Source organism: Nakamurella sp., from assembly GCF_044224575.1.
Taxonomy (GTDB): Bacteria; Actinomycetota; Actinomycetes; order Mycobacteriales; family Nakamurellaceae; genus Nakamurella.
This window is the reverse complement of the sequence record NZ_JBGAKE010000022.1, coordinates 17,112-32,891: the sequence shown is the minus strand read 5'-3', so window position 1 is coordinate 32,891 and position 15,780 is coordinate 17,112. Positions and strand designations below refer to the sequence as shown.

General features: G+C 73.9%; 16 protein-coding genes. 11 read left to right on the top strand and 5 right to left on the bottom strand.

Features of this window, described 5'->3' with window-relative positions:
* Nucleotides 1-77 precede the first annotated feature (77 nt).
* The 6 genes from ACILSK_RS20230 to ACILSK_RS20205 are packed head-to-tail and all read left to right on the top strand — an operon-like array spanning nucleotide 78 to nucleotide 7,067.
* Complete coding sequence (locus tag ACILSK_RS20230; protein ID WP_395728990.1) at nucleotides 78-1,214, top strand: ATP-binding cassette domain-containing protein; 1,137 nt, start codon at nucleotides 78-80, stop codon at nucleotides 1,212-1,214.
* Nucleotides 1,211-2,005 (top strand): ABC transporter ATP-binding protein, encoded by a 795-nt coding sequence (locus tag ACILSK_RS20225; protein ID WP_395728989.1) that lies wholly within the window; start codon nucleotides 1,211-1,213, stop codon nucleotides 2,003-2,005. Before ACILSK_RS20230 ends, ACILSK_RS20225 begins: the two co-directional genes overlap by 4 nt.
* On the top strand, nucleotides 2,002-3,264 hold the full coding sequence (locus ACILSK_RS20220) for an MFS transporter (RefSeq protein ID WP_395728988.1): 1,263 nt from the start codon (nucleotides 2,002-2,004) through the stop codon (nucleotides 3,262-3,264). The genes ACILSK_RS20225 and ACILSK_RS20220 overlap by 4 nt, the downstream gene beginning before the upstream one ends.
* 11 nt (nucleotides 3,265-3,275) lie before the next feature.
* Nucleotides 3,276-3,587 (top strand): hypothetical protein, encoded by a 312-nt coding sequence (locus tag ACILSK_RS20215; RefSeq protein WP_395728987.1) that lies wholly within the window; start codon nucleotides 3,276-3,278, stop codon nucleotides 3,585-3,587.
* A complete protein-coding gene (locus tag ACILSK_RS20210; RefSeq protein WP_395728986.1) occupies nucleotides 3,584-5,161 on the top strand; it encodes an ABC transporter substrate-binding protein in 1,578 nt (525 codons plus the stop codon). Before ACILSK_RS20215 ends, ACILSK_RS20210 begins: the two co-directional genes overlap by 4 nt.
* Nucleotide 5,162: 1 nt before the next feature.
* Entirely contained in the window at nucleotides 5,163-7,067 is a 1,905-nt protein-coding gene (locus tag ACILSK_RS20205; protein ID WP_395728985.1) for an ABC transporter permease subunit, read from the top strand.
* A 3-nt stretch (nucleotides 7,068-7,070) separates the two neighbouring features.
* Here ACILSK_RS20205 and ACILSK_RS20200 read toward each other — a convergent pair whose 3' ends face one another.
* Entirely contained in the window at nucleotides 7,071-8,003 is a 933-nt protein-coding gene (locus ACILSK_RS20200) for a DMT family transporter (RefSeq protein WP_395728984.1), read from the bottom strand.
* A 76-nt stretch (nucleotides 8,004-8,079) separates the two neighbouring features.
* Between ACILSK_RS20200 and ACILSK_RS20195 the strand changes: the two genes are divergently transcribed.
* A complete protein-coding gene (locus ACILSK_RS20195; RefSeq protein ID WP_395728983.1) occupies nucleotides 8,080-9,009 on the top strand; it encodes a LysR family transcriptional regulator in 930 nt (309 codons plus the stop codon).
* Between the two features lie 20 nt (nucleotides 9,010-9,029).
* On the opposite strand, the gene ACILSK_RS20190 is transcribed toward ACILSK_RS20195, so the two are convergent.
* Nucleotides 9,030-10,412 carry an MATE family efflux transporter gene (locus tag ACILSK_RS20190; protein ID WP_395728982.1) on the bottom strand — a complete coding sequence of 461 codons (1,383 nt, stop codon included), beginning with the start codon at nucleotides 10,410-10,412 and terminating at the stop codon, nucleotides 9,030-9,032.
* Between the two features lie 82 nt (nucleotides 10,413-10,494).
* On the opposite strand from ACILSK_RS20190, the gene ACILSK_RS20185 reads away from it, so the two are divergent.
* The 4 genes from ACILSK_RS20185 to ACILSK_RS20170 all read left to right on the top strand — a co-directional run bounded on the left by ACILSK_RS20185 (nucleotide 10,495) and on the right by ACILSK_RS20170 (nucleotide 13,532).
* Entirely contained in the window at nucleotides 10,495-11,553 is a 1,059-nt protein-coding gene (locus tag ACILSK_RS20185) for a FecCD family ABC transporter permease (protein ID WP_395728981.1), read from the top strand.
* The gene (locus tag ACILSK_RS20180; RefSeq protein ID WP_395728980.1) at nucleotides 11,550-12,350 is read left to right on the top strand and encodes an ABC transporter ATP-binding protein; all 801 of its coding nucleotides are present in this window, start codon (nucleotides 11,550-11,552) and stop codon (nucleotides 12,348-12,350) included. Before ACILSK_RS20185 ends, ACILSK_RS20180 begins: the two co-directional genes overlap by 4 nt.
* Before the next feature lie 91 nt (nucleotides 12,351-12,441).
* Complete coding sequence (locus ACILSK_RS20175) at nucleotides 12,442-13,038, top strand: hypothetical protein (RefSeq protein WP_395728979.1); 597 nt, start codon at nucleotides 12,442-12,444, stop codon at nucleotides 13,036-13,038.
* Complete coding sequence (locus tag ACILSK_RS20170) at nucleotides 13,023-13,532, top strand: ABC transporter substrate-binding protein (protein ID WP_395728978.1); 510 nt, start codon at nucleotides 13,023-13,025, stop codon at nucleotides 13,530-13,532. The genes ACILSK_RS20175 and ACILSK_RS20170 overlap by 16 nt, the downstream gene beginning before the upstream one ends.
* Nucleotides 13,533-13,633: 101 nt before the next feature.
* Here the strand turns inward: ACILSK_RS20170 and ACILSK_RS20165 are convergent, their stop codons facing one another.
* From ACILSK_RS20165 to ACILSK_RS20155, 3 genes are all read right to left on the bottom strand, one after another.
* Nucleotides 13,634-14,536, bottom strand: coding sequence for a universal stress protein (locus ACILSK_RS20165; protein WP_395728977.1), 903 nt, complete (start codon nucleotides 14,534-14,536; stop codon nucleotides 13,634-13,636).
* A gap of 61 nt (nucleotides 14,537-14,597) precedes the next feature.
* Entirely contained in the window at nucleotides 14,598-14,975 is a 378-nt protein-coding gene (locus tag ACILSK_RS20160; protein WP_395728976.1) for a hypothetical protein, read from the bottom strand.
* A complete protein-coding gene (locus ACILSK_RS20155; RefSeq protein ID WP_395728975.1) occupies nucleotides 14,969-15,739 on the bottom strand; it encodes an SDR family oxidoreductase in 771 nt (256 codons plus the stop codon). Before ACILSK_RS20155 ends, ACILSK_RS20160 begins: the two co-directional genes overlap by 7 nt.
* Between the last annotated feature and the right edge of the window lie 41 nt (nucleotides 15,740-15,780).

Sequence of the window (15,780 nt, the reverse complement as noted above, 5' to 3'; positions counted from 1 at the left end):
GTCCGGCGGCCCCAACCGAACGGGGGCGGATCACCCAATCAGTAATGATAATGACTTCGGTTAGGTATAGTTCTCGCGTGCCCCCGCGATTCGACCGTGCCCCCCGGACCGGGGCGCCGTTCTCCGTCGTGACCGACCCGGTGGGGATCCGGGGGGAGACCTCGGTAGCCGTCACGGCTATCGACCCGATGACCAGCCCGGCCGCCGACCCGGTGATGGCCACGCCCGCCCACGACGCGGTCGGGTTCATGGGTGGCCCGGGTCCCCGCGATCCGGGATCACCCCCGGTCTGTGCCGGAATCAGTTCCGGCACAGACCTATTGACGGTCCGCGAGTCCGCGCCGCCGGCCCTGGAGATCGCCGGCCTGACGATCCGGCTGTCGTCCGTCACCCCGGTGTCCGGCCTGGATCTCCGGATCCCGGCGGGCGGCCGGCTGGCCCTGCTGGGCGCGTCCGGGTCCGGCAAGAGCCTGACCGCCGCCGCGGTGGCCGGCTGCCTCCCGCCCGGGGCGACGGCGCAAGGGTCGGTGCGGGTGGCCGGGGTGGAGGTGCGGCACCGGCCGGCGGCCCGGCGTCCCGTCGCGGCCCGGGTCGGGCTGGTGGTGCAGGACTCGGCGACCGCGCTGAACCCGATGGTGACCGTGGGACGGCAGCTGCGCCGACCACTGATGCGGCGCGGCCGGTCCCGGGCCGAGGCCACGGCGGAGCTGTCCGACCTGCTGATCGGGGTCGGTGTGGACGATCCGGACCGCATCCTGAGCGCCCATCCCGGCGCGCTGTCCGGCGGCCAACGGCAACGGGTCTGCCTGGCGCTGGCCGTGGCCTGCGAGGTTCCGCTGCTGGTCGCCGACGAGCCGACGACCGCCCTTGACGTCGTGACCCAGGCGGCCGTGCTGGACCTGCTCCGCCGCCGGACCGGTGGGGACGCCGGTCCCGGGCTGCTGTTCATCACGCACGACATCGCCGTCGCGGCGGCGCTGTGCGACGAGATCGCCGTGATGAGCGCCGGTGTCATCGTCGAGCAGGGACCGGTGGCCCGGATCCTGGGCGAGCCGACGCAGCCGGCGACCCGGCAGCTGATCGGCGCGGCCCGCGACATCGAGCGGGATCTGCTGGCCGCCATCTCCGCGGCCCCGTCGGCGGCCCCGTCGGGCGCCCCGGCCGACGCCATCTCGGTCGCCACCGCAGCCGTCACGTCCGGTCGGGCGTCATGACGGCCGGCGGCACCGGTCCGGCGGGATCGCTGCAGGCCCGGGGGGTGCGCCGGATGTACCGCCGGCACCGGGGACCGGAGGTGGTGCACGCCCTGGCCGGGGTCGACCTGACCGTTGCCGAGGGGGAGCGGGTCGGCATCGTCGGGGCGTCGGGCTCGGGCAAGTCGACGTTGCTGCGCCTGCTGCTGGCGTTGGAGCCGGTCGATGCCGGCGAGATCACCTATGCCGCAAGGCCCATCCGGCCCGGCGGCGTGCGGGAGTTGCGCTGGTACCGCCGGCAGGTCCAGTACGTGCCACAGGATCCGGCCGGGTCCCTGGATCCGCGCCGCCGGGTGGCCGATCTGGTGGCCGAGCCGCTGCGCCGCCTGCGGGTCGACGGCGACCACCGGGCGCGGGCGGCCGAGGTGCTGATCGCGGTCGGGCTGGAGGCGGGATTCCTGGACCGCCGCCCGTACCAGCTCAGCGGCGGGCAGTGCCAACGCGTGGCGATCGCCCGCGCGCTGGCCCCCGGAGCACGGATGATCCTGGCGGACGAGCCGGTCAGCGGGCTGGACCTGCCGCTGCGGCAACAGGTCCTGGCCGTGCTCGACGAGGTCTGCCGGACGGTCGGCACCGGACTGGTGATCGTCACCCACGACCTGTCCGTGGTGTCCCGACTGTGCGACCGCGGCGTCGTCATGGACGGCGGCCGGATCGTCGAGGACGCGGCCACCGCCGACCTGCTGACCCGGCCGGCGCACCCGGCCACCCGGCGCCTGCTCGACAGCATCCCGCGGCTCCTGACGGCATGATCGATGCCCCCCCGGCGCGGGCGACGGCCGTCGTCCGCACGCTGTTGGCGACCCAATTCGCCTTCAACATCGGCTTCTACGCGGTGGTCCCGTTCATCGCCGTTCGCCTGCACGACGACCTCGCGGCGACCGGCGCCGCCATCGCGCTCACCCTCGCCGTTCGGACCTTCAGCCAGCAGGGCATGTTCGTGGTCGGTGGGGCGCTGGCCGATCGGTACGGCGCCCGCCCGGTCATGGTGGCCGGTACGGCCGTCCGCACGCTGGGGTACGTGGCCCTCGCCGCGGCCGGCTCGGTGCCCTGGATGATCGCCGCGGCCGCCCTGACCGGGATGGGCGGTGCCCTGTTCTCACCCGCGCTGGAATCGTTGCTCGCCGGCCTGGGGATCGACCGGCCCGAGCGGCCCGACCGGCTCGACCGGCTCGACCGGGCTGAGCGACCCGACCGACCCGACCGACCCGACCGGCCCGACCGGCCCGACCGGGCTGAGCGACCCGACCGACCCGACCGGCCCGACCGGGCTGAGCGACCCGACCGACCCGACCGGGCTGAGCGACCCGACCGACTCGACCGGGCCGAGCGGTCCGAGCGGTCCGAGCGGTCCGAGCGGTCCGAGCGAGCCGAGCGGGCGGAGCGGGATGAGCGTCCCGGGGGACCCTCCCGGGAAAGGCTCTTCGCGCTGCTCGCGGTCTGCGGCGAGGTCGGGGCGGTGCTCGGACCGGTGCTCGGCGCACTGCTGCTGGGGCACGGTTTCCCCACCGTCGCCCTGGCCGGAGCGTGCCTGTTCGCCGTCGTCGGGGTGGTGCTGTGGGTCGTGCTCCCCGCGGGAGCTCCACGGCAGTCCCGCCCGCAGCCTGCCCCGCCCGCCGCGAAGCACGGGAGCCTCCGGCCGGCTCCGCCGTCGTGGCGGGCGGCTCTGCGCGACCGGCGATTCGTCGTGTTCTGCCTCGCCTACAGCAGTTACCTGCTCAGCTACAACCAGCTGTACGTCGGCCTGCCGGTCGAGCTCGATCGGGTCGGGGCCGGTGACGAGGCCCTGGCCGGGCTGTTCCTGGTGGCCGCGCTGCTGATCATCGTCGCCCAGCTGCCGGTCGCCGCGCTCACCCGCCGGCTCCCCGTCTCGGTGTCCCTGCCGGCCGGCTTCCTGCTGATGGCAACCGGGTTCGTGGTCGTCGCCCTCGCGTCCCCGACCGGGCCGGACGGGCCGACCGGGCCGGCCGGCTGGCCGCTGCTGCCGGCGACGGCGTGGGTCGTGCTCTGACCCTCGGCCAGATGACGGTGGTGCCGGTGGCCATGGACCAGGTCGGCCGGTTCGCCGGCCCCCGCCCGTCCGGCGCCTACTACGGCGCTCTGGCCACCGCCGGCGGGATCGCCGTGCTGCTCGGCTCGCTGGCGATCGGCCCGTTCCTGGACGGGGCCCGCCGGGCGGAGCCGGGGGCCGGCACCGCCTGGTGGCTGATGGCGCTGTTCCCGGCCATCAGCGCCGTCGTGCTCGCCGTGCTTTTCCACCGGGCGAGGCCCCGGACCGCCGATGACCAGCCCCCCGACCCCCTCCCCACCCCCACGAGAAACGGACACCCATGATCCACCGCACCACCCACCCGACCGGCCGCCGGCGGACCGGCTCCCGCGCCGGCTTCGGCGTGCTCGCCGTCACCGGTTCCCTCTTGCTCACCGGCTGTTTCGCCGCCCCGTCGGGTTCGTCCGGCGGCACCACCACCTCCGGCGGCGCCTCCTCCGGGGCCGGGTCGACCGGGGAGCCGGGCGCCCGGATCCGGGTGGCCCACCTGCTGCCTCCCCGATCCGCCCTCTCCCCGCTGAGCGACGACGCGTTCAAGCTGTCCCGCTGGTCGACGGCGGAGACCCTGGTCGTGCTCGACGCGAACGGAGACGCCCAGCCGGGGCTGGCCACCGCCTGGACGCAGGTGAACGAAACGACGTGGACGTTCACCCTGCGCGAGGGCGTGACGTTCCACGACGGCACGCCGTTCGACGCCGCCGCGGTGGTGACGGCGTTGACCGCGGCGACCACGGCCTCACCCAAGCCTCGCATCCTCGACGGCGTCGAGCTGACCATCACCTCGGATACCCCGAACACCGTCACCGTGGTCACCGGCAAGGCCGATCCGTTGGTGCCGCAGCGGTTGTCGAGCCCGCAGCTGTCCATCCTGGCGCCCGCCGCCTACACCGGCGGCCCGGTCGACCCGATCGGCCACGGCACCGGACCGTTCGAGCTCGTCGCGGTGAACGGCACCAGCACCGCCACCCTCGACCGGTTCGACGGCTACTGGGGCGAGAAGGCCACCGCGGCCGGGATCGACGTGAGCTTCGTGCCCGACGGCACCGCCCGGGCCGCCGCGCTGCGCACCGACACCGCCGACGTGGTCGAGGCCATCCCGGTCGCCCAGGCGGCGGTCATCGACCCCAGCCTGATCCACGAGGTCCCGATGCCCCGGACCAACACCCTGTATCTGAACAACCGGACCGGCGTCTTCGCCGACCCGGCCGTGCGGGCGGCCGCCCGTGAGGCGATCAACCCGCAGGTCGTCGTCGACCAGGTCTACGAGGGCCGGGCGGACGTGGCCAAGGGTCTGCTGGGCCCGGCGCTGCCGTGGTCGGCCGACCGCCCGCAGCGGACGGTGACCGCCGCCGCGACCGACATCCCCGCCCGCAAGCCGAAGATCACCCTGGGTACCTTCACCGACCGGGCCGAGCTGCCCGAGGTCGCCGTGCAGCTGGAACAGCAGCTGGAGGCCGCCGGTTTCGAGGTCGAGCAGGTCATCCGCGAGTACAGCTACATCGAGACCGACGCTCTGGCCGGCGCGTTCGACGCGTTCATCCTGTCCCGCGCGACCGTCCTGGACTCCGGTGACCCGGTGGCCTACCTGTACTCGGACTTCTCCTGCGAGGGGTCGTTCAATATCGCCCAGTTCTGTAACCCGGAGGTCGATGCGGCCCTGTCGGCCGCGGCGGCCACCCCGGCCGGCCCGGAGCGCCGGGCGGCGATCCTGCAGGTCGAGAAGCTGATCCTGGAGGCCGACGCGGCCGTGCCGATGCTGCACGAGCGGGTCATCCAGGGTGAGCAGGCCGACGTGACCGGCGCGGCGCGGGACCCGCGGGAGCGCACGCTGATCACCGCCGACACCCAGGTCGGCTGACATGACCGGCGGGCATCTCGACGGGCGGACGGAGGTCACCGCACCGCCGCATCCGGGTCCGGACGCGGTCCCGGCGCCGCATCCGGGTTCGGCCGGCGGCCCGGCCGGCCCGTCCGACGGTGCCCGCCCGGCCGGTGACCCCGTCGGTGACCCCGTTGGCGGCGGCGGCCGGCCTGCCCGGGCCGGATGGGCGGGCACCCTCATCGCCCCCGCGTCCCGGATCGTCACCCTGCTCGGCGTGGTGGCGGTGGTCGGCCTGCTGCCCTGGTTCTCCGGGCGGGACCCGGCGCAGACGGTCCTGCGGGCCCGGTCGGCCGAGCAGGAGGCCACCGAGGAGGCGCTGGCCGCCATCCGGGCCGACCTGGGGCTGGACGTCGGGCCGGTGGACCTGGTGAGCCGCTGGGCGTCCGGGGTGGTCCGCGGCGACTTCGGCACGTCGTGGGTGAACGGCCGGCCGGTGCTGCCGGGCATGCTGACCGCGCTGTCGGTCTCGCTGACGCTCATGGTGTTCGCCGTCGGGGTGGCGCTGCTGGTCGCGTCGGCGATCGTGATCCCGGCGCTGGTCGCCGGCCTCCGGGGCCGGCCCGGCCGGACCTCCGGCGTCGTCGCCGCGACGTTGACCGCGCTGCCGGAGTTCCTGCTGGCCTCCGTGCTGCTGCTGGTCGGCGCGGTCTGGCTCGGCTGGTTCCCACCCTACGGATGGTCCGGTCCGGCGTCCGCGGTGCTGCCCGCGCTGGCTCTCGGCCTGCCCGCCGGGGGTCTGATCGGGCGGCTGGCCGCGGACGCGGTCACCACGAGCTTTGCCGAGCGGTGGGTGATCACCTGGGCCGTCGCCGGCTTCGGTCGCCCGGCGATCGCCGGTGCCGTGCTGCGCCGGGCCATGCCGGGACTGCTGCCGCAGATCGGTCTGGTCATGGTGGCCATCACCGGCGGCGCGGTCGCCGTCGAGGTGGTCTTCGCCATCCCCGGCCTGGGCCGGGCGGCGTTGGGCGCGGCCAACTCTCAGGACATCCCGGCCCTGCAGACGGCCGTGCTGCTGTTACTGCTCCTGGGCATCGGCTTCGGCGTCCTGGCCGAGATCGGCCGGCGGCTGCTGCTGGGCCGGGCGCTGCGCACGGGGGAACTGCCGGTACCGCCGGCGGCGCCGGCGTCCGGTCGGCGCCGGATGATCGTGCCGGCCGTGATCCTGGTCGGCCTGGTGGTGATGGTCCTGGCCGGAGTCGGGCGCGACCCGCTCACCTCGTTCCGGCCGCGGCTGGCGGCACCGGGCGCCGGCCTGCCGTTCGGGGCCGACGCCAGCGGCCGCGATCTGCTGGCCCGGGTCGCGCACGGGGCCGTCACGACGGTGGGCCTGGCCCTGGTCGTCACGATCGTCTGCACGGTGATCGGGCTGCTGCTCGGGCTGGTGCCGCGGCTGGCGGCGGGGCCGATCGAGATCGCCAACGCGGCACCGCCGATCATCACCGGCCTGCTGATCGCGGCGGTGCTGGGCGCGGGCCCGTTCGGCGCGGCGGTGGCCGTCACCATGGTCAGCTGGGCCCCGCTCGCCGCGCACACCGCGGCCCTGGCCGCCGAGGCCCGGGCCCAGCCGTACGTCCGGATCCTGCCGGTGCTCGGCGTCGGCCGGCCCCGGATCCTGTTCACCTCGGTGCTGCCGGCCGTGATCGGGCCGGTCGCCCGGCACGGCCTGCTCCGGCTGCCGGGCATCGCCCTGGCCCTGGCCGCCCTCGGCTTCCTCGGGCTGGGCTCCCAGCCGCCGACCCCGAACTGGGGCCTGGTCCTCGCCGAGGGCATGCCCTACGTGGAACGGGCCCCCTGGGTGGTGCTCGCCCCGATCGGCGCGCTGGTCGCGGTGTCGGTGCTGGCCGTGTCCGCATCGGCGCTCGGCCCGCTGCGGCGGCGGTAGCGACTATCCGACCGCGGCGGTGGCCGGCTGCGGGGCGGACGCCGTCGCTCGCGGGGCGGCCGAGGCGGCCCGGCGCCGTCCGGGCCGCCGGTTCCACTGCACGATCACTACGGCGCCGAGCACCAGCAGCGCACCGAGCGCCTGCGGGGCGGAAAGGCTCTCGCCGAAGACGAGGGCCGCCGAGCCGACGGTGACCACCGGCTCGAGGATGGACAGGATCGCCGCCTTGGACGGCCCGACCCGGACGAGGCCGGCGAAGAAGCACAGCACGGCGCCGACGGTGCTGACCAGCGCGATGGCCACCAACCACAGCCAACCAGCCGGTGCGAAGTCGAGATCGTTGGTGCCGCGGAGGGTTCCGGTCACCAGGAAGGTGCCGAACGCGCCGCCGCAGACCAGCGCGGACAGCGCCAGTGGCGGCACGTCCGCGGTCAGTCCGTCGCCGACGAGGATGTACACCGAGTACGTCAGTGCTGCGCCCAGCGCCAGCAGTGCGCCCAGCAGGTCGAAGCCGCCGGACGCGGCCCCGGCCAGCACCAGCCCGATGCCGGCCAGCGCGGTGAGCAGGGCGCTGCACCGGCGCACCGAGGCGCGCTCCCGGCGCAGCGCGATCGCGCCGGCCATCACCAGGACCGGATACACGTACAGGATCAGCGCGACCAGGGACGCGTCCAGGCGGGTCAGCGCAGAGAAGTAGAGGCCGGCCTGCAGGGCGAACCCGGCCGCGCCCATGACCAGGCCGATCAGCACCGACCGGGCACGCACGTGCCGGAACGCTCCCCGGGCCAGGGCCAGAGTGAGCAGGACGGCGCCGGCCAGCCCGAAGCGGACCAGCAGCAGCGCGTCGACCGACACGCCCTGCTCGAACGCGAGCTTGCCGAACACGGCCATCACTCCGTAGCCGGCGGCGGACATCAAACACAGAACGGTTCCCACCGGACGATCATTGAACGAGCAATCGTTCACGTCTATCGCGAGTTGTTGCATAGCATCGTGTAGCTAGAGTGAACAGATGCTCGATCTGCACCGGCTCCGCCTGCTGCGCGAGGTGGCCAGCCGCGGAACCGTGCACGCGGCGGCCCGGTCGCTCGGCTACACCCCGAGCGCCATCTCCCAGCAGCTGACCGTCCTGGAGCGGGAGGCCGGCGCGAGTCTGCTCGAGCGGGCAGGGCGCAACGTCCGGCTGACGGACGCGGGCGCCGTCCTGGTCCGGCACGCCGAATTGCTGCTGCTCGGGGTGGAGGCCGCCGAGGCCGAACTCGCGGAGGTGGCGGCCGGCCGGCCGGCCGGGGTCGTGCGGGTCGCCGCGTTCCAGTCGGCGTTCCTGGGGATCGTCGTGCCGGCGGTCCGGTCGCTGACCGCCACCCATCCCGACATCCGGGTGACCGCCACCGAGATCGAGGTGGAGGAGGCCGCCCCGGCGCTGCGCCTGCAGCAGTTGGACGCGGTGGTCGGCGACGAGTACACCGGGCAGCCCCGCGCCGTGCACGCCGATCTGTTCCGGGAACCGTTGCTGCGCGAAGAGATCCGGCTGGTGCTGCCAGCCGGCCACCCGGCGGCGACGGCCGGGCCGGTGCGGCTGGCCGGACTGGCCGGGCTGTCGTGGTCGGCGTCGCAACCGGGCACCGGGCACCGGGAGATGCACATCCGTACCTGCCGTGAACTGGGCGGTTTCGAGCCGGACCTGCGGTACAGCTCCGACGATTTCTTCACCCAGCTCGAGCTGGTCAGGGCGGCCGGCGCGGCGGCGCTGCTGCCCGAACTCGGGCTGGCCCAGTCGACCGCCGACGTCGCCGTCCGGTCGATCGCGGACGGACCCGTCGGGCGGGAGGTCTTCCTGCTCACCCGCGCCGCCCGGACTCCCGCCGTCCGGGCGGTGGCGGCGGCGTTGCGGCGGGCGGCGGCTGAGCAGGCGGTCGGGCCGCGCCTGACGTCGCCGTAACCCAACGGCACCAAGGAACGCTAGGTCCGAGCGGGTGCCAGGGCGGTCCGCCAACGACCCTGACGGAAGCGGACCACGGTGCAGACCGCCCGCGCCGCCACGCCGGTGGCGAAACCCGCGTACACGCCCGAGAGACCCCACTCCAGTCGGGTCGCCGCGAACCAGGCCACCGGCACGGCGAGCAGCAGCTGGCTCAGCGCCCCGGCGTACAGGATCCCCTTGGTGTCGCCACCGGCGCGCAACACCCCGGCGAGCGTCATCGAGACCACCATGGCCGGCACCAGCACGAGCAGCACCCAGACGGCCCCCTGGGCGTCGGCCACCACTGCGGGATCGTCGCTGAAGAGCGGGAAGTACAGCCCGGGAACGGCCAGTGGCGCGGCGACCACGAGCAGGCCGAGCAGGGTCATCAGCAGCGCTCCGGCCTGGGCGACGCCGCGCACGCCGGCGAGGTCGCCGGCCCCCAGTCGCTGGCCGGCCAGGATCGCGATGCCGCTGCTGCAGGCGAAGACGACGACCCACAGCAGCGACACCGTGGTGACCATCAGGCGGTAGCCGGCCAATTCCGTCGTGCCGATGGTGGCGACGACGGCGGCCAGCAGCGCGTCCGCGCCGTACACCAGCACGGCGAAGGTGACGTCGGGCCAGCCGATCTGCCAGACCTGGCCGGCCATCGGGCCGGGCGAGCGCAGATGCGCGCGCCGAGGATAGGAGTAGTCCGGGGCCAGCCGGCGGCGGGCAAGCCAGGCGACGTACGCCGCACCGAGCATCGTCGCCAGCACCGTGCCGATCGCCGACCCGACCGCGCCCAGATCGAGGCCGAAGACGAACAGGACATCCAGCGGGATGTTGGCCAGGTTGACGATGACCGCGACCCGCATCGTGACCGATGTCTGGGTCAGACCGCCGAATACGCCGCGGTAGTGGGCGGTGATGGCGGTGAACGGGAGGCAGGCGGCCAGGATTCGCAGCGCCGTCGCCGACTCGGGAGGTGCCGCACCGCCCGCAACGAGGTCCACCAGCACCGGTGCGGTCACCGCGATCGCCAGGGCCGGCAGGGTGCCGGCGGCCAGGCAGATCAGCAGGCCCAGGTCCAGCAGCCGGGCAATCGACGCACGATCGCCGGCGCCCGACCAGCGCGCCACCAGTACCTGGATCGCGGTGCCCCACGGGATCACCAGGGCCGAACCCAGCACGAACAGCGGTAGCGCCACCGCGATGGACGCCAGGGCGTCGGTGCCGTACCGGCCGAGCAGTGCGGTGTCCACGAGGGCGAGCGCGGTGGCCGACAGGCTGCCGATGATCAGCGGCCAGGTGACCGTCCAGCTGTGGGCCATCCGCGCCGCCAGCGGGACCGGCGGCTCGCCGGGTGCGCGCGGCGGCAGCGGCTCGGGAGGGGTCATGACTCAACGTTATATGAGAACGGTTATCATCAGCTCGGGCAGGGAGCAGGTCCCTCGACCGAGTGTGGAGAGTGAGGTCGTCGTGTCCGTGCGCGTTCGGCCGTCGGTGCGCGACTCACGCGGCGTCACGTCGGTGCTGATGCTGGCCCTGCTGGTCGTCATGGTGCTCAGCCTCGGTCTGGGGGCGGTGTCGATCGGCCCCGACGTGACTGTCGGGGTGCTGGCCCACCGGATGGGTCTGACCGGTCAAGGGGCCTGGAGCGCCGTCGAGTCGCTCATCGTCTGGGACTATCGCGCTCCGCGCGTCCTGCTGGCCGCGCTGGTGGGGGCGGCGCTCGCGCTCGTCGGGGCGATTCTGCAGGCGCTCGTGCGCAATCCGCTGGCCGACCCCTGGGTGCTCGGGGTCTCCTCGGGCGCCGGCCTGGGCGCGGTCGCCACGGTCCTGCTCGCGGCCGGGGCCGGCGCGGTGACGTCGAGGTCCGCCGGCGCCGCGGCCGGCGCGGCCGTGGCAACGATCGCGGTCTTCCTGCTCGCCCGGCAGGACGGGCGACTGACACCGGTCCGGCTCGTGCTGTCGGGGGTGGCACTGTCGTTCCTCTGGGGGGCTGCCACCAACTACCTGGTGCTCACCAGCGACGCCGACGAGGTTTTTGGCGTCCTGTACTTCCTGATGGGCAGCCTGACCGCAGCGACCTGGGCGGACATCCCGGTCATCGCGATCATCCTGTTCGCCGGTGCCCTGCATGCCTGGGCCCGGGCCCGTCCGCTTACCGCCCTGCTGGCCGGCCAGGAGACCGCCACCGCGCTGGGGCTCAACACCAGCCGGATCCGGACCGAATTTCTGATCAGCACCTCGGTGCTGACCGGTGCGGTGGTGGCGGTGAGCGGTGGCATCGGCTTCGTCGGACTGCTCGTCCCGCACGTCGCCCGCATGCTCGTCGGCGCCGACCACCGCCGGATGCTGCCGGTGGCGCTGCTGCTCGGCGCGGCCTTTCTCGTGCTGGCCGACACCTGCGCGCGCACGATCGCCGCACCGATCGAGCTGCCGATCGGCATCGTCACCGCCGCCGTCGGCGCCCCGTTCTTCCTCTGGCTGATGCGGCGCGAGTCGCCCGCCCGCCGGGCCGGGGTGGGACGGTGACGCACTCTCCGATGTCGGTCGCCATCAGCGGACTGCAGGTGCGGGTCGACACGCTGGTGCTGCTGGACGGGGTGGATCTCACGGTCCGGCCGGGTGCCGTGTGCGGGCTGGTCGGTCCGAACGGCAGCGGAAAGTCCACGCTGCTGCGCGCGGTCTACCGGTCGCTGCGACCGTCCGCGGGCGTGTGCCGGGTGGGAGACGACGACCTGTGGCAGCTCTCGCCGCGGGACAGCGCCCGCCGCGTCGCCGTGCTGCCCCAGGACGAACCGCTGGACATCGAGCTCTGCGTCAGGGATGTCGTGCGGATGGGCCGGCTACCGCACCAGCGGGCGCTGGCCGCCGACAGCGACCTCGACCGGGCCGTGGTCGAGCAGGCGCTCGCCCGGGCCGACGTCGCCCAGCTGGCGCACCGCTCGGTCCAGACCCTGTCGGGCGGGGAACGCCAGCGCGTCCTGCTGGCCCGGGCCCTGACGCAGGACACCCCGGTGCTGGTGCTGGACGAGCCGACCAACCACCTCGACGTCTGCCATCAGCTTGAGCTGCTCGAACTGGTGCGCAGCATGGGCGTGACCACCCTCGTGGCCCTGCACGACCTGAACCTCGCCCACGCCTATTGCGACCAGATCGCCGTTCTGGCCGACGGGAAGCTGCTGGCCGCCGGCGATCCCGCCGACGTGTTGACTCCCGAGCTGGTCGGCGCGGTGTTCAAACTCGGCTGCCACCGGCTGTGCCATCCCGCCACCGGGCGGCCGCTGCTGGCCTTCAGCCCGCTCCCGCAGCAGGTGCCGCTCCGCTGAGACGCCGTGCGCCACCTGGCTCCATCCGATCGACCCTCGACCGACCCCTGACCGACCCGGACTCTCCCGCCATCGCCAGAAAGAGAAGCCCATGACGACCCACCCCACCACGATCCGGCCGGCCCGCCGGATCGCCATCCTCACCGTCTGCGCCGGCCTGATCGTGGTGGCCGGTTGCGGATCCCCGACCGGGCCCGCTGTGTCGTCGACGGCGCCGGCGGCAGTACCGTCCGGGGTCGCCGGCGCCCCGGCAAGCCCCGCCGCTGACGCGAGCGCCGCGACCTTCCCGATGACGGTGCCGAACTGCGGCGAGCAGCTGACTATCGGCGCTGTGCCCCAGCGCATCCTGAGCTTGGCCCAACCGCAGACCGACATGCTCACGGCCCTCGGGCTCACGGACCGGGTGGTCGGTCAGGCGCAGGTCTCCCCGCCCGACGGGCTGCCGGGCCAGACCGCCGCGTCCGCGGCCGAGGCCGGGATCGCCGTGATCGCCGCCGACTCCGTGCCGGCCAAGGAGGTCACCATCGCGCAGGCCGCCGATCTGGTGCTGGCGCCGACGACGTACGAGTTCCAGGCGGACGAGGGTTTCGCCACCGAACAGGATCTCGTGGCGGCCGGGGCGGTGCCCTACGTCGCGGCGGGTGGCTGCAAGGACCGACGGACCTCCGTTCCGTGCAGGACACCCTGACCGACCTCGAGACCCTGGGGGCGGTGTTCGGCGTCACCGACCGGGCGCAGGAACTGGCGGCCGACTACCGCGGCCGGCTCGACCAGGTCGCCGCCGCGGTCGGCGGGGCGGCCCCGGTCCGGGTCGCCGAGGTCTTCGTCTGGGGCAGCGACATCCAGAGTCTGGCCGGCTCGAGCAATGTCGACCTGGTCAAGGCGGCCGGCGGCCAGAACATCTTCGCCGACGACGACCCTCGTTTCGGCGGAATGATGTTCGCCTCGCTCTCCTCGGAAGTGCTGGCGGCGCAGGCACCCGAGGCGTTCGTCTTCTCCGCGGGCAGCGCCGAGGCGGCCGAGAAGGCCAAGGCGGCGTTGCGGGCGGCGTTCCCCACGACACCGGCCGTGCAGAACGACAAGCTGATCGCCTACAGCGCCACCGCGGCGCTGCCGGGCTCGCTGACGACCCCCGAAGCGGTCCGGTTCGTGGCCGAGCAACTGCATCCCGACGCGTTCTGATCCGGTCTCGCGGGTGCCGGCCGGCGGCCGTGCCGGCTCGATCGGGCCGGCTCGATCTGCCGGCTCCGGGACGGTTTGTCCGGCGCCGAATTGGCGTCGGCTCAGTCCCGGTCGTCCCGGACCGGCACCACCAGCACCGGGCCGGTGGCGCCGGCGATCAGCTCGTGGCTGGTCGACCCCAGCACCAGCCCGGCCAGCGAGCCGTGGCCCCGGCTGCCGACCACGGTCAGTTGCGGGCGTTCGGTCCCGGTCAATTCGGCAAAGTCGGTCAGGCACCGGGCCGGGCGGCCGTCCATCACCATCGGTCGAACGGTGACCTCGGGATACTTCTCCGACCACCCGCTGAGCTGCTCCGACAGCACCGCCGCATCCTCCTCGAGCTCCACCGGAAGGGGGCGGACAGGCCGCCGGGCGAAGCCCTGGTGCGCGACCACCCGGTCACCGGCCAGCACGGCGACCAGATCCGCCCCGCGTCGGGCGGCCTCGTCGAACGCGACGTCCAGGGCCGGCTGGCTGCTGCCGAGCGGATCCACCCCGACCAGAACCGCTCCGGTCGTGGGGATGTCGGTGTTCGGGACCACGGCGACCGGTGACGCCCCGCGTGCGGCCAGATGCAGTGCGACCGACCCGGTCAGCACCTCGGGCAGGCGACCCGACCCACGATTGCCCACGACGGTCATCACCGCCGAGCGGCTGGCCTGCACCAGTGCCGGCCGCGGGTCGCCCAACTGGAACTCGCCCGTGATCGTCAGGTCGGGGTGCCGGTCCCGGAGCCGGTGGACGATCCCGTCGACCATGGACCTGCCGATGGCCGGCCACTGCACGGTGTACTCGCCGGCCTCCGGCACCCCGGGCAGGCCGGCCGGGTACGGTCGGAACGCCGTCAGCACGTGCAGCCGGGCATGTCGACGCGTCGCTTCTCCGGCGGCCCATTCGGCGGCGTGGCTCGACTCCGCCGATCCGTCGAACCCGATCACGATCGTGGATGACACTGTCCTGGACATCGTTGTCCCTTTCGCTCTGGTGAGATCGCCTGCCCTCGCGACATCGTCCCGGCAGCAACAACTATCGTCGGCCGGCTGGGGCTGCGCCAGGGACCAAGGTCCTCACCCGGTCCGATGCCGGGGTGCGCGGCCGCGCCCCGATCACCTGCGGGTCGCTGACGATCGGGTCCATGACGACCATGGCGAGATGTCGCTGCCGGCTCAGCCGGTCCGCGACGAGCCGGCCGACCATGTCCGGCAACGCCTCGACGTGGATCGACCCGCTCAGGTCGTGCATGGCCCGGGTCGCTTCCGCGTAGATCTGTCGAGTCGGGTAGGTGGCACCGAGTCGATCGACGAGCTCGGTGATCGCGGGCTCCAACAACCCGGCGAGGTCGTCCTCCGAACGCCGGGGGACGCCGCGCCGGGCGGCAGTCGTCGGGGAGACCGCGATCACCACGTCGAATCGCCCCGAATCAGCACCTCCGAACCGCCGTCGATGAACACCACCTGCCCGCACAGATGGGTGTTGTCCGTGCTGGTCAGCCAGGCGATCAGGGACGCGCAGGCCTCGGGTCGGGCGATGCCGTGCAACGGCATCGGGACCCGCTCCAGCAGGCCCGCGGCCGCCTCGGGGGTGGCGACGAGGTCCGCCGTCATGGGGGTGCGGATGATGCCGGGCGCGATCGCGTTGAGGGGGATGCCGGCGCCGGCCCACTGGTCCGTCGCGGCATGGCGGCGGATCCAGCGGGCGAGCGCGCGCTTGCTGGTGGCGTAGATCGTTTCGCCGCCGGCGTGGGCGAGTGTGGCGGCCAGTTCCATGGCATCGGTCTCGGCGCCCTCCAGGAGCGTTCGTTCCAGTTGCTCGTCGACCGGCATCAGCGAGGCCATGGATGCGGTGGCGACGGCCCGGGGGGTGGGCGACCGCAACAGCAGCGGGTGCAGGCCCTCCAGGGTGGCCAGCGCGCCGTAGTAGTTCACCGCCACCGTGGCGGCGGTGGGGGAGGCGAGCCCGGCGTTGGCGACGACCGCGTCGACGTGGCCGCCGGTGCGCGCGGTCACCCCGCGCACCATCGCCTCCCGCCCCTGCTCGGTCGACAGGTCGGCGATCACCTCGGCATGGTGCCGGTCGACGCCGATGACAACGTCGCCCCGCGCCCGAAGCAGGGTCGCGGTGGCCAGTCCGATTCCCGAGGCCGATCCGGTGATGACATACGTACGCATGGCTTCTCCGATCACGCGGGGCACCTCCACCCTGTCCGGGT